Below are 18160 nucleotides of genomic sequence, written 5' to 3'. Positions count from 1 at the left end.
CGTTTATTGGTTATTAACAAGCACAATTATTTACATGCTTACTGTATGTTACTCGTTAGAATGTTATTCAGCTTTATTCTTTGGAATCCGGGCTAAAGACACTTTTATATGTGATAGCACTCCACTTTCCAAATACTTATCTTCTATAATTGCTGTTTTATACCCTTCGGCAGATACGGATATAGATGTTGTGCCCTTGCAGGAAAGCAGTCTGTTTGAGTGCCCATATCCGTCATTAATTTTAATTCCGTTAACAAACAGGCTATAATTTCCGATAGAATCTTTCGTTTTTATATCGAAACATTGTAAAGCCACATTTAAATTGCCGCCAGGCTTTTCTCCGGTTGATTTTATTTCAATTTTGCTTCCCGAATAATTACTTACATGAATGGTTTTATTTTGCCCGTAACCAAAGAAGAAGAACCCAAAAATATTTAGTAGTGTGAGCATATATTTCATGTGTTTGTATTTAATCTTTATTTACTATTGTATTTTTAATCCAGATATTCATGGCGTACTTTATGCCTAAAGTAACCGGCATACCGCAATGGGCAGATTCTATTAATGGATTGTCGTTATCATCCAGATTATAAAAAATCAGGGCAGAACCTTTTTTAGGTTTTATATTTACATTTATTTCGGTAAAGGAAGTTTCTCCTCCTTCAAAATCATCATTAAGATATACCAGTATCGTTTTTATCCTTTTATTTACCTGATCTCCATCAAAATGGGCTTTGTATTCTTGTCCGGCTGCATACCGTACACATTGTATAGCCTCCATCTGATTAATCGAGACCTGAGCAAGCTGAGCAGCCTTATGGTAAATTGAATTGATAACCGCATTCTTATGGTCGTTTTTTAATACGGCACTAAAACTGGTTCTCAGCGCAGATTTTTCTGCTGTGCTATCTTCGTTCAATAGCTCTACCAAACTTCTTTCATAAACCGACTGCTCCTCTGAGATTCGAATAATCTCATCACATTCCTGGGCACTTATAAAGTTATCCTGTACCCTGATTGTATCTATGTAGTTTTTTTGAGCTTCAAAGCCCGGGCCAGTTCTAAATTCATCTCCATTGGAATAACTTGGTTCAAATTCGCAGTCAATAATAAATCCCGACCATCTTTCAGCCAATTCAGCAATTGTTTCAGTTTTAATAAGGTTATCAGGCCCTAAATAAGTAACACTTAAGCCATCTGCTTTAATCAATGTAATGTAAACCCCATCTTTTCCATTACAAGAAATATGTCCTATTGCAGGCATTGAATTAGATGTAATCTCGTAAGCAGTAATTTTTCTTACTTTAGGTATTCCATTACACCTAACAATTAACTCCACCATGCCATAAAGGGAAATATTAGGAAAACCTGGCAACTCTACCATGTAATTTCTGATTACATACCTTGGTATATTACGATTACATAAACCCAATAGCTTATTAATGGCTACATAAGTATCATTAAAAATAATATCAGAGTGGTTTAGGATTACTTCAGAGTTAGCTGACATGGGATAGAGATTAGTTTATTTAAAATCACTTTAAAAAGCAAGACCAATAAATTGGCCTTGCTTAGTGTGGTTCTTACTGTGCAGCTTCAACTTCTTTTGGTTTAGTTGGTTTAGTACCACTACCCCATGAAGCTTCAAACCATGCACCGCCTACTACTTTTTCACCAAGATCTCTTAGCGTTTCGTTTTCGAAGGCTGCAAAAACTTTTTTTGCCACATCCTGTTTTTCAGGACTAATTGTGAAATTTTCCATAATTTTTAGTGTTTAAAGAATTTAACTTGAGTAAAGTTATTTCTTGCCTAAACCAAATGGAAATTTAGGTGCGAACAACACAACTATTAGCGCGAATTACAATTTAACCAGTGCGAACGCCATTTTTTTGACTATAATTATGTATTATTTTTAATATATTTAGAACAATAATAACATTACAATTATTATATACTACTAACGCATTAAAACAACTAACTAATCATAAACTAATCTAATATGTACACTTGCTTCGTTATAGATGATGAGTTTGCGGCATTACAATTAATTGCAGATTACATTAAAGATCATCAAGATTTTAAGCTGTTAAAGAGCTATAACGACCCTCTATTGGCGTTAAAAGAAATTGTCAAAATTCACCAACCGGTTGATGTTATTTTTTTAGATATTGAAATGCCGGGAATCGATGGAATTGATTTTGCTAACTTAATCAGGCACAAAACGAAAAAATTGATTTTCACCACCGCTCATTCAAAATATGCCTTTAATTCTTATGAGTTAGAGGCTGATGCCTTTTTGTTAAAACCATTTACATTTTCTAAATTTTCGGAAATATTAAGAAAAGTTTTTTCTATCCCTGTTAAGGAAAACCCAGCCCCACAAAATAAAGACTTTATTATGCTTAAAAGTACTGAGCAAAAAAACAAGTTAATAAGAATAAAAGTTAAAGATATTGTAGCGGTTGAGGCTCAAAACAAACACATTAAGGTGTACCTAACAAATGAAGCAATTTTAGCAGCATCAACACTAACAGAAATGTTTAAGATCCTTCAGGGTTATCAAAACTTTACCCAGGTGCACAGGTCTTTTTTAATCTCCGAAAACCATATTAAGGGAATTGACCGTGCACAGGTTTTACTGAGCAATAATATAAAAATCCCAATTGGAAGAACCTACAAAGAAATTTACAGCAGAGTTTTTGATGGAAATTGAAATACTTAACTGTGAATTGAATTTGTTCATAGCTTGCATGCAAATAAGTCCCTAAGCATTGTAAAAATCCAGCCTTCAATTTACCCGCCATTTGAAGCTTTATGGATAAATTAAATTTCTCTTTTCATTTCAAACTGCGCCAACCTAAATGAGAGTCCTAAACGCTCTAAAAAAGAAGTCATTTCTGCTAAACCATTATCAATATTATAAATAAGAATTTCTTTGGGGTTTATAGCTTCCAGCATTTTATTTACCAATTGAGAACCGATCCCTTTACGCCTATGTTCAGTTGCAACAGCGATTTGCAGAATTTTCCTTGAAGTAGGATTATAAACAATATACCCTACAACTTCATTTTTAATATAGGCCCCAAAAACATGGCAATTACGCTTGCTATTTTCAACAGTTTTAATGGAATTTTGCCAGGTAGGTTGAGTAGACCAAAAGGTTGTAAAAGTATTCCATTGAAAATCGTTCAACTCTTTAATTACAGCAACATTTTTACTTCCTGTTGTTTGTATGTGCCCGCCGAAGCAATTTACAGTCCGATGTACATTATAGCCTATTTTTTCATAAGCACGGATGGCCGAATTATTTCCGGCAATCACTTCCAGCACCATTTGTTCCACCTTAAAAGCTTTTAACCTGGGCAATAAATAATCATACATTTTAGCAACCAAACCTTGTCCGCGATAACCTGGAACTACCCCTGTAGCAGCATTATATGCCACGATTTTTCCATCCAAACTATTTAAAGCATGAAGCATAAAACCAACTAATTTACCTGAAGCAAAAACCCCTATTGATAAATCTAATTTTATATTTTCGGTTAAAATTTTAAACTGTAATTGTTCTAAATTTAGTTGTAATGGAACGATATAATCAGAAAATGATAGATTTAGGACATCCAGTATGCGGCCAATTTCAATGTTTTCTAAAGTGTTAATCTTCATTTCTATTTTTTATACAGATAGCTAATTTTTAATGTAAAGCAGTAATTACCGTAAAATTAGAATAAGATTTCTTTGTAATGTAAAAAGTAATCAGAATTATTAAATAATAGCTCTTACAATCTATTATTTTTTGCCATTCGTTCAAGCCTGAGGAAATGACTTGCATCGGTTCATTAAGACCATTTTTCCTATTTCGTGTTTGCTTGGCCACAAAATCGTTATAACTTTTTTAACGTTAATAGCGAATTGACAGTTAAAAAAATACCGATGACTATCAGTCCAAAGTAAACATATTTAAAAAAAGAATTGTCTTTAATCTTATGGTTAAGGTACCTTCCTAAAAATATTGCAGGAATCACGGCAGGCAAGGAAATTAAGAAGTATTCTAAAACCTCCAATGTAATCAGGCCCTTTGCGAAATATCCCAACGCAGCAATAAAACTTGCCGGTAAAAAATACGCTTGCAGTGTGGCTCTGAAATGCTTAGCGCTCCAGTTTCTCATATTACCATATACAACAAGGGGCGGTCCATTTACACCATATGCACCACCAAGTATACCTGAAGCAAATCCGCAAAAAAATAACCATAGCATGTTATCTGTTTTTAACGAAATACGATTTTTTCCAAAAATGGCATAAAGGGAGTATAATACAATAAGCACTCCTAAACCGATCTTTACCCAAAATGCATTACCATAAATTAAAATAATTACGCCTATCGGTATACCTAAAACAGCAAATATGATGAGCCATTTTGCACTATTTAAATGTATTTGCTGATGATCTTGGATAACGACAACCAAAGCAACAAAAATTGAAATTAAAACAGAAAGTGGTACAGCAATTTCTATTGGGATAAAAAGAATAAATAACGGAACAGCGACTAAGGATTCTCCAAAACCAAATGTTGAACGAACGAGTGTGGCAGCAAAACTTACGACAAAAATGTATATATATATAAACTCCATATTTCTGTTTAAAATAAGCTTTTTTAGGGTAAAAAACGAGCTTTATCTGAAATTAATTACCCAAAAATGCAAATAAAATGAAGGCTGGTTATGTAGCATATATTGCTTCTTCGTTGTCCTCAATTGCTTTTTCTATAAATTGGTGTATCTATAAATACGACATGTAGATAAATTCATTAACATTGTTATTAGAAAAAAATATGAATGATTTATTGTGACTTTTGTGAATTGTATATTAACGGAGGATATGAAGACAATTGTGTCACAACTACCGACCAGTTTTTACTGTTTTATTCAAAAATTAAATAATTGCAATTCAGCTGATGGCTTTAAATAAAAAACATACCGTTCTTGCTCCCGTCTTCTCTCTTATCTGGTGGGACATGCAGAGCCATTTACAGAACGCTTCGCCAGCCGAAATGATGGCGATCCCGGTGGTTAAGGTTGAAACAGGGCGCACGATATGAGAACAGGCGCGCTAATCGGACTCGGCTTCGGCCTACTTTGGTGGTGGGTTGGTGCAGGCGCTGTGGCTGGATTACCCGGCACCGTTCTCCAAACGCTTGGCGTTTTAATTTTCGCCGCAACGGGTATCTGGATTTTCAAGCGCCAAGCGTTGCCGCCTCGCCGTAAGCCGCGTTGGAATTATTACGTAATCGCCGTCGTCGCAGAGGTCGTTGCCATCAATCTTTCGCAAACATGGCTCACTGCGCGGGGCTTGGATCAGCTAATCTTTCCCGTAGTTGGGGTGATCGTCGGCCTGCATTTCACCGGACTATGGTACGCTTTCGCACGGCGCCGCTTTCTAATCCTCTCAATAGTAATGACCGCTGTTAACCTTTTGGCGCTACTTCTACCGCTTGCACCCCATACACGGCTGTTGCTATCGGGATTCGGTTCTTCAATATCTCTCCTCGTAACAGTTCTGCTGCCCTGAGCACGTGCATTTTATAACCTTAAAATTTTTGTGATTTTTTTGGTAGATATCTAATGATAGATGAATGCTCTTATTTTTCAGGGCATTTTTTAAAATTTTTAAAAGAAAGTGTGTCATTAATCACATTTGTCTTTTAATACTTAAGAGTGAAAAATCATTCACTAAACCAAATGATACAAATCTAAATTTTAAAATATATTAAGTCAAGGCTAATACAATATGCACAAGCTTAAGCAATTATACTACGCATTATAAACATAGCATACAATTTAGCGCCTTTTGATATTCCGATCGAACATTAATAACCTAAGAGGAATTGGTAGCAACCAAGGATATGCGAGCAATTTCGAACGGCTGGAAAAAGTGTTAAATATTTATAACTTAGCCAAAAAATACCCTATGCCTGAACCATCTGAACAACATTACTGGCAATCTTTTAAAGCCGATAATGCGGACGCTTTCGAGTACCTATACAGAAGCTATTCTGCTGGTTTATACAACTATGGATCGAAATTTAGTAAGGATAAAGACCTGATTAAAGAGTGTATTCAGGATCTTTTTATAGGGATTTGGACAAGAAGAACAACGCTTGGAAATCCTGACCACCTCAAAAACTATTTGTATAAATCATTTCGGCACCTATTATTTAAAAAGACTTTTCAGCTGCAGAATTTTGAGGTATACGAAGAGGAAACGGAAAACTATTCTTTTCATGTGAGCTTAAATGTTGAAGAAGCCATTATAGATGGAGAGCATAAGCTTAAAGTAACTGAACAATTAAATCTCGTTATGGCTAAACTTACTGCCAGGCAAAGGGAGGCCGTGTTTCTGAAGTTTTATGAGCAACTTAGTTATGAAGAGATTGCAGAGGTTATGGGCATTTCAGTAAAAGCCAGTTATAAAATAATGGCAAGGGCACTGGGCTTTCTGAAGGAAAACCTATCGAAGGATGATTTAATGCTCCTCTCTCTCCTACTTCATCTAAAATTATTAAGCTGATTATCAAATCAATAGCAATTATTTTATTTTTTCATTCATTAACATGGGGTAATCTACCTCATTACCGGCTAATAGGATCAAAAGCTTGACATGAAGAAAAAAATTAACGCATATGAGTTCCATACCTTAGAAGATCTGATCAATGATCAAGATTTCCTGTTATGGGTACTACATCCAGATGAACAATCAGAACTCCATTGGCAAAGTATCGAAAATACTTATCCTCAACTCAGTGATCCTATTAGCCAGGCAAGAACGATCGTTAAGTCGATGCGTTTCGAAAGGGAGGATCTTAGTACAATTGAACAGGATGAAATCTGGGGCGCCATACAGGTGAAAACGACATTAAACAGGAAATCAGGTAAGAAACTGCCACTTTGGTATCGTTATGCTGCAGCTGCAGTGCTGGCCGGTATTTTAGTGGGTATTGGTATATTTTACCAGGCAAATCAACCCGTTGCCATCAACACACCATATGGACAGTTGAAAACCATTACTTTACCCGATGGTTCTTTGGTGACCTTAAACGCGAACTCAACAATAAAATATGATAAAAATTGGAGTAAAAATGAAATCAGAGAAGTTTGGATTGAAGGGGAAGCATTTTTAAAGGTAAAACATTTACATACGATAGGAAAAGTTCAGCAAAGAGAGCGTTTTGTAGTTCATACCGGTGATGTGAACGTTGAAGTATTGGGTACCTCTTTTAATGTTAATGACAGACGTGGACATACTGAAGTTGCTTTATTGGAAGGTAAAATTAGTTTAGGTTTAAATGGTGGTGATGGTAAACCATTGATTTTAGTTCCCGGAGATATTGCTGAGGTTGAAAAAGGTAAATTGATTAAAAAAATGATCAACGTAGCCGAATATGCTTCATGGAAAGACGGAAGATTATATTTCAAAGATGTTCCTGTAGCTAAAGTTTTCAATTATTTCGAAGATATATATGGCTATAAAGTCGTTGTAGATGATCAGGATTTACTTAAAAGAAGAGTTTCAGGATCATTGAGCACTCGAAATGAGCAGGTTTTATTTAAAGCATTCGGAATGTCTTTAAACCTCAATATTACTCCAAATCAAGAAACTAAGGAATTGATGATTACCGCTAAATAAAGCATGACGATGAAAAATTTAAAAACAGGCCTAATGGGCTTAATCTGCATGCTAATGCTACATCCCTTAGCAATTGCAAGACAAGTCAAACCAACAGAAAAACAACTATTAACCAAAATACTAATCGATTTAACTAATCAATATAAAATCAATTTTTTATATGAAGAGGTTAATCTTAAACAAAAAATGGTTAGTTACAATGCTGCTGATCAGAAAGGGAAAACAATTTCTGACATCCTAAATAGCTTGCTGCTACCCTTAAACCTATCCTGGTATAAAGTTGATGCAAAAAACTACTCCATATTTTTAACACCTAAAAAAAAAATAGTACCAATAGATAAGGAAAAAGAGCTGAAATCCATTGGATCTGACTCCTCAAACCCCGAGAAAGTAACCGGTTCCATATTGGATGAGAATGGAAAACCTTTAGTATACACCACCGTTACTTTATTGATGGCTATAGATTCCGCTTTTGTTGTCAATGCACTAACGGATTTATCGGGCATTTTCGCTTTTCCAGAAGTGAAAACCGGCACGTATAAAATCAAAGTTTCGTCGATGGGTTATCAGGCCTATATCACACAAGCCTTCAAAGTGGGTGGCGGAGCGGCAGTTATTCCGTTGGAACCCATTGCCATGAAAGTGGCCGATAAAACCCTAAAAGAAGTTCAGGTTATTGGCCGTAAACCTATTGTAGAAACCAAAAGTGACCGTTTTATTTTCAATGTAGACAATAGTGCAATGGCCGTTGGTAATTCCTTGCAGGTATTGAAATCTGCACCTTTTGTTAGGGTTTCTGCTGATAATGTATTAAGTCTTCAAGGCAAGAAAACCATGGTGCTCATCGACAATAAGCCGGTACCAGACGCCGCATTGGAAAACATTCTACTCACCATGCCAGCAGGGAATATCCTTAAAGTTGAACTGATTACACAACCTTCTGCCAAATATGATGCGTCCTATGGGGCCGTGATCAATATCATTACTAAAAAAAGCCAGATTGAAGGAATCACAGGTAATTTAAGAACGGATGGTTCTGCTGGAAACTATGCCACTGGTAGTGTAAATGCAGGCGCTACTTACAAACATAAAAAACTAACTATTTATGCCAATGCCGGAATAAATAAAGGAAACAATTATTTCAGTATTGAATCGGAAAGATTTCAGGATCCTACAGATCCGCTTTACTTTTTAACGAATAACTGGACACGGTTGTTGAACAGTCTAATGTACACTTTCCAAACCAACATAGAATTACAGTTGGATAAAAACCAAACTATTGGGCTGTTTGTAGACTTAAGTGATGTTAGATTTAAAGGTCCATGGACTACCACTAATAGCTTTGGAAGGAAAAATGATAAGATCGATTCTGTATTATTCACTGACGGGTCTTTTAACCAGAAAGGGAATTCGCAAACTTATAATTTAAACTACCACCTCCTATCCGATTCAGGTAAAAATGAGTTAACTGTTTTAGGAACTTTTACGCCATGGCAAAGGGATTTGCGGCAATCCTTTCCTTCTACGCTTTACGATGGTAATGGATCTGTGATCAAAACCCCAGCGCTTTACCAGACGCAAAACAAAGGAAAAATTAATGTGTTCATTGCACAGCTGGATTACGCTCATCAGTTTAAAAACCAATGGACATTTGAAACCGGGCTTAAATACCAAAGTACCAATTCTGAAACCTTAGTTATTTACGAGGATTATAAAACAGGCCAGTTACAAGCAGATCCTTTGTTTTCAAATAACAACCTTTTAAAAGAGTCAATTGCGGGTGTTTACGGGATTTTAACTAAAGAATGGAAAAATAACAAGATCCAGGTTGGAATGAGAGCAGAGACATCAAATGTGAATTTTGTGGGCAACTTTAAACAGGAAAAACATAATTTTTTTCCGACTTTATTATACCAACACACAATCAATGAAAACTTTAACTTATCAGCATCTTTTAAGAAAACGATAAGCAGGCCACCTTATCGTGAATTGGTTCCCTATTCCGTGTTTCTAAATCAATATAGTATTGAACAGGGAAACCCCGAAATGGTCCCACAGTTTGACGATATTTATACCTTAACAGCAAACATCCATAAGTTAAATGTATCGCTTAGCTATACAGACACTAAAGGAATGATTGGTTTATTCCCCTCACAACAGGATTATACCACTAAAGTGACCTATTTTAAACGTCAAAATCTGAAAAAGGCCTCGAATGTAGCTTTAAATCTTTTCTACCCTTATCAGATCAATCAATGGTGGGAAACCATGAATAGTGGAACCCCTATTGGCCACAATAGTGCAGAGGGAGTCGTTCTTGGGCTCGATCATAAACTTTCAGCTTTCTATTCTGATTTTAGAACTGCTCATATTTTCAAAATCACCAAAGATTTGAAACTACAGGTAGATGCCTATTTCTGGACAAAGTATACACAAGATCTTGGCAGCTATCAAGGGAATAAAAACATCGATGCCTCACTCATGTTGAATTTATGGAAAGGAAGCGGACAATTGAGGGTTGGTGGAAATGAATTAGTTTTCAAAAGAAATGATTATTTACTGGAACGTGATTACGGAACATTCAGATCTGCTGAGCGGATACATACCGATAGCAGGCGCGTGTTAGTAGGCTTTACTTATAAGTTTGGAAAATCCCGCATTGGAAAGCCAAATTCGAAATTAGGTAATGAAGACGCCATGAAAAGACTTTAAAAATTGACAAAATCGTAAGTCTCCTCTATTTAGCCATCAGGTTGCTCCTGATGGCTTTTTTGTAATTATGCAGTATTATCAGCGATTATTTACCGATACAAAACTTAGTAAAAATATTTTCCAGCAAATCATCTGTAGTAACCGTTCCTGTAATTTCACCTAAATAATGTAAGGCCTGCTTAATATCCATGGCCAAAAAATCAGAAGTTACCGGATTATCTACATTAGCGAGCACCCTTTGCAGGGCATTTTCGGTTTGTTTTAAGGCTTCTACATGGCGAATGTTGGTAACCAATGTTTCGCTGGTGTTAATGTGGTGCAGATTAACCTGTTCCAAAAGGGTTTCTTTTAATTCGTCTATGCCTAACTTTTCTTTAGCTGAAATAAACACGACATTGAGTTTAACAAAATCTGCGCGTTGTTGTGGGCTCAGCAAATCAGCCTTATTCAGGAGAATTAAATAAGGAATTTCTAATTTATTTAAGCCTGTAAGCTGTTCTTCTATTTCTGCTGGTGTTTGTGCAACATCGGCCATATAAATAATTAACTTGGCCTGTTTCATTTTTTCGAGTGTACGCTCTACGCCTAATGCTTCAATAATATCGGCAGTATCCCTAATCCCGGCAGTATCTATAAAGCGAAAAACAATGCCGCCAATAGTTAATTCATCTTCAATGGTATCGCGGGTGGTACCAGCAATATCGGATACAATGGCTCTTTCTTCATTTAACAGCGCATTTAACAGGGTAGATTTACCTACATTGGGTTTACCGGCAATTACAATGGGGACTCCGTTTTTAATTACATTACCCAGCTCAAAAGAAGATATTAAGCGCTGCAAAACATAGTTGATTTTAGTCACAAGGTTACGCAACTGGTCGCGGTTGGCAAATTCTACGTCTTCTTCAGCAAAATCAAGTTCAAGCTCTATCATAGAGGCAAAATGGATTAATTGTTCCCGCAGCGCCTTAAGTTCGTTTGCAAAACCGCCACGCATTTGTTGCATCGCTACATCGTGTGATGCTTTTGAATTGGAGGCAATTAAATCGGCTACCGCTTCGGCCTGACTTAAATCAAATGCACCATTTAAAAATGCGCGCAAAGTAAATTCGCCAGGTTTGGCCGCTCTTGCACCCTTGCTGATTAACAGGTTTATAATTTGCTGAATAATGTAGTTTGAACCGTGACAGGAAATTTCGACTACGTTTTCTTTAGTGTACGATTTTGGGGATACATATAAACCTGCAACAACTTCATCAATAATCTGATCGCCATCTTTTACCAGGCCAAAATGTAAAGTATGGGTGGCTTGTTTTTCCAAATCTTTACCTGCAAAAACCGCATTGGTTAAGCTTATGGCTTGCGGGCCTGAAAGGCGGATTACGCCAATGGCACCCGAGCCTGGAGGTGTAGATAAGGCAATAATGGTATCTTGATGATTCATATTATTTTTTTTGAAAGCTGTAAAAATAGGTCTTATCAATGGCTTTATCATTTATAGAAGGTAATTTTTTAAAAATTATAGGGGATTTGATGTTGCCTATTGTAAAGGTTAAACAGATTTTTAGCTGGGTATTTTAAAAGATACTGAGTAGTTTAAAATAGCGTCTCTGTTTAAATCCTATTTTTATGTTTTTGCATAGGCTTAGCTATTGTAAATATTGTAATGGAGCTACAACGATCGCGAGACTTGCTGAAGTAATGAAACCTGCTTTTCCAATAAATTAAATCGCTTTCTATTGTGATTTGGGAAAACATTTTTATATTAATGCTGTTTAAACCTGAAAATCAAATAAGCGAATTATGACCAACAACTTTCCTCTAACGGTTAAGCGATCGATAGAATTACTTGGCCTTATGGCCTTGATAGCCGTAATTGTAATTGGCCGGGATATTATAATGCCCATCCTGATGGCTTTCTTTATCAGCATTATGCTTTTACCGGTTTACCGTTTTTTAAAAAGAAAAAAGGTCCCTGAGAGTTTATCCATCATTTTACCTATTGTATTAGTGGCGCTTTTTGTTGGGCTTATTGTTTGGTTTTTTTCTAACCAGATTGGTGCTTTAGTTAAAGATTTTCCACAAATTAAAAAAAATGTTGCCTTACATTTAAAATCGCTAAGCGAATGGGTGAGCCAGTTAACCCACTACTCTACTACCGAGCAGTTAAAGTTTATTGATGATAAGAGTAACGACCTGCTTAACATGGGTGGTAAGCTTGCCGGTGGTGCAGCATTAACCCTAAGCGGGGTATTTGTTTTTATTGGCCTGTTGCCAATTTACATCTATTTGATGCTTTTTTATAAAGACATTTTATTGAAGTTTATTTTTATGTGGTTTAAAACCGACCATCATCCAAAGGTTAAAGAGGCCATATATGAAACCGAATCGATTATTAAAAGTTACTTGATTGGATTGCTGATCCAGATTTCTTACATGACCATTTTATTGGGTGGTATTTTAATGCTGATTGGCATAAAACATGCCTTATTAATAGGCGTTATTTTCGCCATACTAAACCTTATTCCATACGTTGGGGCTTTAATTGGAAACATTATAGGGGTATTGCTTACCTTAACTTCATCGCAGGAGTTGTGGCCTGTTATAACCGTTTTAGGTGTTATTGCATTTGTTCAGTTTTTGGACAACAACATTCTGATGCCTCGAATTGTAGGTTCTAAAGTGAAAATAAACGCACTATTTGCAATTTTAGGGGTCTTTATTGGTGGAAGTGTAGCGGGCGTATCGGGCATGTTCCTTGCCTTACCAATTGTAGCGGTACTAAAAGTTATTTTCGACCGTACTGAAATGTTTAAACAATGGGGTGTTTTACTGGGTGACGAAAGACCGGCCAAAAGCCCAATGTCGTTTTCTTCTTTTAGAAAGAAAAAACCTTCGCCGCTTAAACCTGGCGTTGAAAAGGAATTGTAATAGAAGATAAACAGCAAAGGCACAAAGTTTTTAGTATTCTTTGTGCCTTTGTAGTTAAAATTAACGTTTGGTTATTACATACGTTCTGGCGATGCAATACCTAAAATAAGCATACCTGATTTAATAATATCAGCTGTTTTTTTGCAAAGGTTTAAACGGAATAGCTTCTCCTCACCTTCTTCAGTTTTTATAATCGGCGGTACATCATGGTAAAACTTATTAAATAATTTTGCCAGCTCAAAAAGGTAATTGGCTAAACTTGCCGGACTATGTGCCTTGGCTGCTATAGCCAGCTCGGCAGGGTATTTGGCCAGTTGCAAAATCATTTCCAGTTCTACAGGTAATATATTGGCAAAATCGGCGCTACCCTTTTTAAATTTATAATTGGCTTTGCTCAGCAGCGACTTTATGCGGGCGTGTGTATATTGAATAAATGGACCGGTATGCCCCTGAAAATCAATACTTTCGTTCGGATCAAACAGCAAACGTTTTTTAGGTTCTACTTTTAAAAGGAAGTATTTTAATGCACCCAAACCTATATTTTTATACAATTCGTCTTTCTCTGCATCTGTAAAATCGTTGGTTTTACCCAGCTCTTCTGTTTTTTCGCGGGCGGTGGTTATCATTTCACTGATTAATTCATCAGCATCTACCACCGTTCCTTCGCGGCTTTTCATTTTACCATTTGGTAAATCTACCATACCATACGATAAATGGTAAAGACCTTTAGCCCAGGTTTTACCTAATTTTTCTAAAATGAGGAATAAAACCTTAAAATGGTAGTCCTGTTCGTTTCCAACCACATAAATGGATTCGTCCATACCGAAATCTTCAAATTTCTTTTCGGCTGTACCTAAATCCTGGGTAATGTAAACCGAAGTTCCATCTGCACGCAGTACCAGTTTCTGGTCTAATCCATCAGCAGTTAAATCTATCCAAACTGATCCATCGTCCTTTTTAAAGAATACACCTTTTTCAAGCCCCTCCTTAATGGTATCTTTTCCTAATAAATAGGTATTACTTTCGTAATAGAATTTATCAAAATCAACACCCAGGTTTTTATAGGTTACATCAAATCCCTGATAAACCCAACCATTCATTTTTTCCCAAAGGGCAATCACATCTGAATCGCCGGCTTCCCATTGCTGCAGCATATGCTGTGCTTCTTTAATCAATGGGGCATTCTTTTTGGCTTCTTCTTCTGTTTGTCCTTCAGCTTTTAAGGCTTCAATTTCTTTTTTATACTCTTTATCGAAAATTACGTAGTATTTGCCAACCAAATGGTCGCCTTTTAAGCCACTGCTTTCCGGTGTTTCGCCATTGCCCCATTTTTGCCAGGCCAGCATTGATTTACAAATATGAATTCCCCTATCATTTACCAGGTTTACCTTAACCACATCGTAACCATACGCTTTAAGCAACTCGGCTACAGAGTAACCCAATAAATTGTTACGCACATGCCCTAAGTGCAAAGGTTTGTTGGTGTTTGGCGATGAATATTCTACCATTACCTTTTTGCCATTTGGTTGGTATACGCCAAATTCGGGACTTAGAATTTCGTTGTTAAATTGATTAAGAAAATAACTTTCGGCAATGCTTAGATTTAAAAATCCTTTAACTACATTAAATTTTGTTACCTCAGCTACGTTTGCCACTAAATATTCACCAATTTCATTTGCCGTTTGCTCCGGAGATTTTTTAGAGTAGCGTATAATTGGAAAGGCTACGATAGTTACCTGACCTTCAAATTCTTTACGGGTTTCTTGTATATTAATTACACTTTCAGCTACTTCTTCGTTATAAAGTTCTTTAATTGCCTGCTGCGCCTTGGAAATAATAAAATTCATGTGCCAAAAATATATAAAAAAGTCGGGAGTCAGAAAGCCCTGAGTAAGAAGTACAGTGTTATAATTTTTACCCAACTTTAAAGCTGTGTTGCCTTTTTGGTTTGGCACACGTTGAAACTACCGATGCTAAACTCAAGACTTCGGGACTATAAAAAAAATGATAGATTTGCAATAACTAATTTATATATGAGCGAGCAGAATCAAAATTTTAAAGTCGGTGTTAACACCGAAATCGGCAGGTTACGCAAATTATTAGTCCATAGCCCCGATAGCGGTTTAGGCAAAGTAGTGCCCTCAAAAGCTCAAGACTGGCTTTTCGAAGATATTGTACACCTGGATACCATCCGTAAAGATGAATATGATTATTACATTAAATTACTAATGTATTTTCTTGATCCGGATAAAATTAAAGGAAAGCTTAATCAAATAGATTCGGAAGAAGCCAGCCGTAGTTTTTACAAGCCCAATCATCCCGATTTTCATAATTCAGGTGCTGTAATCGAGGTTCAAAACCTTTTGAGTCAAATGCTGGAGAACGAATCGATCCGCAAAAAATTAGTTGCAGCAGTATGTGCCATTGAGGGTTGCACTTATAAATTACAAATGCAACTAACAGCAACTCCGCCACAGGAACTGGCCGAAATTTTTATTTCAGGAACGCTGGCAAATGATACAATGATTTTTGCACCAATTCCTAATTTAATTTTCACCAGGGATGTGGGCACCACAATAAACAACCATATTTTACTTAATAAACCCGCAAAAAAGGCCCGTGTGCGCGAAACGCTTTTAATGCGCTATATCTTTTTTAACCATCCTATTTTTGAATCTTATCGCAATAATGTACTGGAAATACCTGATCCCACCCAGCACTTTTTAAGACCTGGCGATGAACCAGAATTTCGCACCACCTTAGAAGGCGGCGATGTAATGATGGTGAGCCCTAACCATGTTTTAATTGGCTGTAGCGAAAGAACATCGGAGGAAGGGGCTAATGAGGCCATTAAATTATTATTTGACAACAACGTTGTAGAGAAGGTAACTGTGGTAAAAATCCCGAGTAAACGCGATTATATGCACTTAGATACTGTTTTTACACAGGTTAAGCGCAATACCTGGGTAATTTTAAATTCAATTGCGCACTCGCCGAAATACAATCCGCACGAGCCGATTAACTTTTTAAAAGAGCCTGAAAGACTGGAGGCTACAACCGCCATTCAGTTTAGCAAAAGTAATCCGGGTGAGCCAAAACATTTTGAACATGTTGAGGCTTTGTTGAATGACATTAGCCAGAACGATTTACAAAGTACAGCGCCAACAAAGATTATTTATAGCGGCAACAATCAGTTTCCTTACGATTCGAGAGAACAGTGGACGGATTCGTGCAACCTTTTAGCCATTAAAGAAGGTGTTGTATTGGGTTACGACCGTAACGATAAAACCGTTGAAGCATTTAAAGCCAGTGGTTTTGATGTGGTTAACGTTAAAGATTTAATACAGGATTTAGAAAGTGGTAAAGTTGATGCCAATACCATTACAGATACACTCATATTAATGCCTTCGGCCGAATTATCAAGAGCCAGAGGTGGTTTCCATTGTATGAGTTTGCCAATTTTAAGAGATAATTTATAGACGATAAGGCTTAAATACCAAATATTTAGCATGCAGACAACCAACCACATATTAATGATCCGCCCGGTTGATTTTAAGTTCAATGAGCAAACGGCCGGAAATAACAAATTTCAGGAAGCCGGCATACAGGAGCATGTACAGGCTGAAGCATTAAAAGAATTTGATGGTTTTGTAGATTTACTCCGCAAAAACGGAGTAGATGTTACCATAGTTGATGATACTTTAACGCCTGAAAAACCTGATTCTATCTTTCCGAATAACTGGGTATCTTTTCACGAAGATGGATCAGTTTATTTATACCCAATGTTTTCTGAAAACCGCAGGTTAGAAAGAAGAAAAGATATACTGGAACAGCTAAAAATTAAGTTTGAGGTAAATCATGTTAGCGATTTAAGCTTTTATGAACAACAGCATCTCTTTTTAGAAGGTACGGGAAGTATGGTATTAGACAGGGCAAATAAAATTGCCTATGCATGTTTAAGCGTCCGTACTGACGAAGAAGTGTTGAATAATTTCTGCCACTTAACGGGTTATCAAGCCGTTGCTTTTCAGGCGATAGATGCAGAACGCTTTCCAATTTACCATACCAACGTAATGATGTGTGTGGCCGATCAGTTTGCTGTAATTTGCATGGAATCTATTCCAGATCCAATAGAAAAAGAAAAAGTAGCTTTGAGCTTAATTGACAGTGGTAAAAAAATTATAGAAATTAGCCTTGATCAGATGAACCATTTTGCCGGTAACATGTTACAGGTTAAAAATGCCAATGAAGAAAATCTTTTGGTCATGTCCGAACAAGCATATTTATCCTTAAAGCCTGAGCAGATTGCGGCTTTAGAACAATTTAACAAAATTATTTATGCACCATTATATACCATCGAAAAAAATGGTGGTGGTAGTGCAAGGTGTATGCTCGCAGAAGTTCACCTCCCTGAAAAATAATTTAGGTAAACATCGTAGTCGCATTTAACTAACTTTCGTCATGCCGGAATAATCCGCATGACGATTTTTTTTTACGGCTACCAAACAGGAGGTGCATAAAAATTCTGTAAACTTTCACAATCGAAGCCAAGCCTGGTGAAAAGCGAAACCGTATCTTCACTTTTGTCTGCCGGCGAATCTATTCTTAAAATCTTATCACAATCTGACAAGTCAATGCTCCAGGTAGCACCTAAAAGTAAATGATTAAGGTGACTTGCTATTTTTTTCAACTCAGTACCTGATTGAATATTGGTTTTAAAGATCGAGATCATAATAACAACAGTTTATTGTTCGACAATGATTTTTATTAGGGTTTACTTTTATGTAAGACGTATGAAACCCGGAATTACTTTAAAAAAAATGATTTTTT

Annotated in this window: 15 protein-coding genes; 7 read left to right on the top strand and 8 right to left on the bottom strand. The window is 36.4% G+C overall.

Annotated features, from left to right (window positions below; genetic code table 11):
- Positions 1-63: 63 nt before the first annotated feature.
- The 3 genes from R2Q77_RS07585 to R2Q77_RS07575 all read right to left on the bottom strand — a co-directional run bounded on the left by R2Q77_RS07585 (position 64) and on the right by R2Q77_RS07575 (position 1763).
- Positions 64-459, bottom strand: coding sequence for a hypothetical protein (locus R2Q77_RS07585; protein ID WP_316803116.1), 396 nt, complete (start codon positions 457-459; stop codon positions 64-66).
- A gap of 10 nt (positions 460-469) precedes the next feature.
- Positions 470-1510 (bottom strand): 2OG-Fe(II) oxygenase, encoded by a 1041-nt coding sequence (locus R2Q77_RS07580; RefSeq protein WP_316803115.1) that lies wholly within the window; start codon positions 1508-1510, stop codon positions 470-472.
- A 73-nt stretch (positions 1511-1583) separates the two neighbouring features.
- A complete protein-coding gene (locus R2Q77_RS07575; protein ID WP_316803114.1) occupies positions 1584-1763 on the bottom strand; it encodes a hypothetical protein in 180 nt (59 codons plus the stop codon).
- 237 nt (positions 1764-2000) lie between these two features.
- Between R2Q77_RS07575 and R2Q77_RS07570 the strand changes: the two genes are divergently transcribed.
- The gene (locus R2Q77_RS07570; protein WP_316803113.1) at positions 2001-2714 is read left to right on the top strand and encodes a LytTR family DNA-binding domain-containing protein; all 714 of its coding nucleotides are present in this window, start codon (positions 2001-2003) and stop codon (positions 2712-2714) included.
- Positions 2715-2824: 110 nt separating this feature from the next.
- Here the strand turns inward: R2Q77_RS07570 and R2Q77_RS07565 are convergent, their stop codons facing one another.
- Both R2Q77_RS07565 and R2Q77_RS07560 read right to left on the bottom strand, forming a co-directional pair.
- The gene (locus R2Q77_RS07565; protein ID WP_316803112.1) at positions 2825-3667 is read right to left on the bottom strand and encodes a GNAT family N-acetyltransferase; all 843 of its coding nucleotides are present in this window, start codon (positions 3665-3667) and stop codon (positions 2825-2827) included.
- Positions 3668-3885: 218 nt separating this feature from the next.
- The gene (locus R2Q77_RS07560) at positions 3886-4635 is read right to left on the bottom strand and encodes a sulfite exporter TauE/SafE family protein (RefSeq protein ID WP_316803111.1); all 750 of its coding nucleotides are present in this window, start codon (positions 4633-4635) and stop codon (positions 3886-3888) included.
- A 1336-nt stretch (positions 4636-5971) separates the two neighbouring features.
- On the opposite strand from R2Q77_RS07560, the gene R2Q77_RS07555 reads away from it, so the two are divergent.
- The 3 genes from R2Q77_RS07555 (at position 5972) to R2Q77_RS07545 (ending at position 10399) form a co-directional block, all read left to right on the top strand.
- Positions 5972-6571 (top strand): RNA polymerase sigma factor, encoded by a 600-nt coding sequence (locus tag R2Q77_RS07555; RefSeq protein ID WP_316803110.1) that lies wholly within the window; start codon positions 5972-5974, stop codon positions 6569-6571.
- Positions 6572-6661: 90 nt separating this feature from the next.
- Complete coding sequence (locus R2Q77_RS07550) at positions 6662-7687, top strand: FecR family protein (RefSeq protein WP_316803109.1); 1026 nt, start codon at positions 6662-6664, stop codon at positions 7685-7687.
- A gap of 9 nt (positions 7688-7696) precedes the next feature.
- Positions 7697-10399 carry an outer membrane beta-barrel family protein gene (locus R2Q77_RS07545; protein WP_316803108.1) on the top strand — a complete coding sequence of 901 codons (2703 nt, stop codon included), beginning with the start codon at positions 7697-7699 and terminating at the stop codon, positions 10397-10399.
- An 85-nt stretch (positions 10400-10484) separates the two neighbouring features.
- Here R2Q77_RS07545 and mnmE read toward each other — a convergent pair whose 3' ends face one another.
- Positions 10485-11843 (bottom strand): tRNA uridine-5-carboxymethylaminomethyl(34) synthesis GTPase MnmE, encoded by a 1359-nt coding sequence (gene mnmE, locus R2Q77_RS07540; protein WP_316803107.1) that lies wholly within the window; start codon positions 11841-11843, stop codon positions 10485-10487.
- A 359-nt stretch (positions 11844-12202) separates the two neighbouring features.
- Here mnmE and R2Q77_RS07535 point away from each other — a divergent pair, with 359 nt between their 5' ends.
- Positions 12203-13330 carry an AI-2E family transporter gene (locus R2Q77_RS07535; RefSeq protein ID WP_316803106.1) on the top strand — a complete coding sequence of 376 codons (1128 nt, stop codon included), beginning with the start codon at positions 12203-12205 and terminating at the stop codon, positions 13328-13330.
- Between the two features lie 74 nt (positions 13331-13404).
- Here the strand turns inward: R2Q77_RS07535 and argS are convergent, their stop codons facing one another.
- Positions 13405-15177 carry an arginine--tRNA ligase gene (gene argS / locus R2Q77_RS07530; RefSeq protein ID WP_316803105.1) on the bottom strand — a complete coding sequence of 591 codons (1773 nt, stop codon included), beginning with the start codon at positions 15175-15177 and terminating at the stop codon, positions 13405-13407.
- A 186-nt stretch (positions 15178-15363) separates the two neighbouring features.
- Here argS and R2Q77_RS07525 point away from each other — a divergent pair, with 186 nt between their 5' ends.
- Together R2Q77_RS07525 and ctlX are read left to right on the top strand one after the other, a co-directional pair.
- The gene (locus R2Q77_RS07525) at positions 15364-16809 is read left to right on the top strand and encodes an arginine deiminase family protein (RefSeq protein WP_316803104.1); all 1446 of its coding nucleotides are present in this window, start codon (positions 15364-15366) and stop codon (positions 16807-16809) included.
- 30 nt (positions 16810-16839) lie between these two features.
- Positions 16840-17751 (top strand): citrulline utilization hydrolase CtlX, encoded by a 912-nt coding sequence (gene ctlX / locus R2Q77_RS07520; protein WP_316803103.1) that lies wholly within the window; start codon positions 16840-16842, stop codon positions 17749-17751.
- Positions 17752-17828: 77 nt separating this feature from the next.
- Here ctlX and R2Q77_RS07515 read toward each other — a convergent pair whose 3' ends face one another.
- Entirely contained in the window at positions 17829-18062 is a 234-nt protein-coding gene (locus R2Q77_RS07515) for a hypothetical protein (protein ID WP_316803102.1), read from the bottom strand.
- Positions 18063-18160 lie beyond the last annotated feature (98 nt).

Origin of the sequence: Pedobacter nototheniae (assembly GCF_032678625.1) — a bacterium.
GTDB classification, from domain to species: domain Bacteria; phylum Bacteroidota; class Bacteroidia; order Sphingobacteriales; family Sphingobacteriaceae; genus Pedobacter; species Pedobacter nototheniae_A.
Note: the sequence above shows the minus strand (reverse complement) of the source record. Positions and strands in the feature narration are given on the sequence as shown.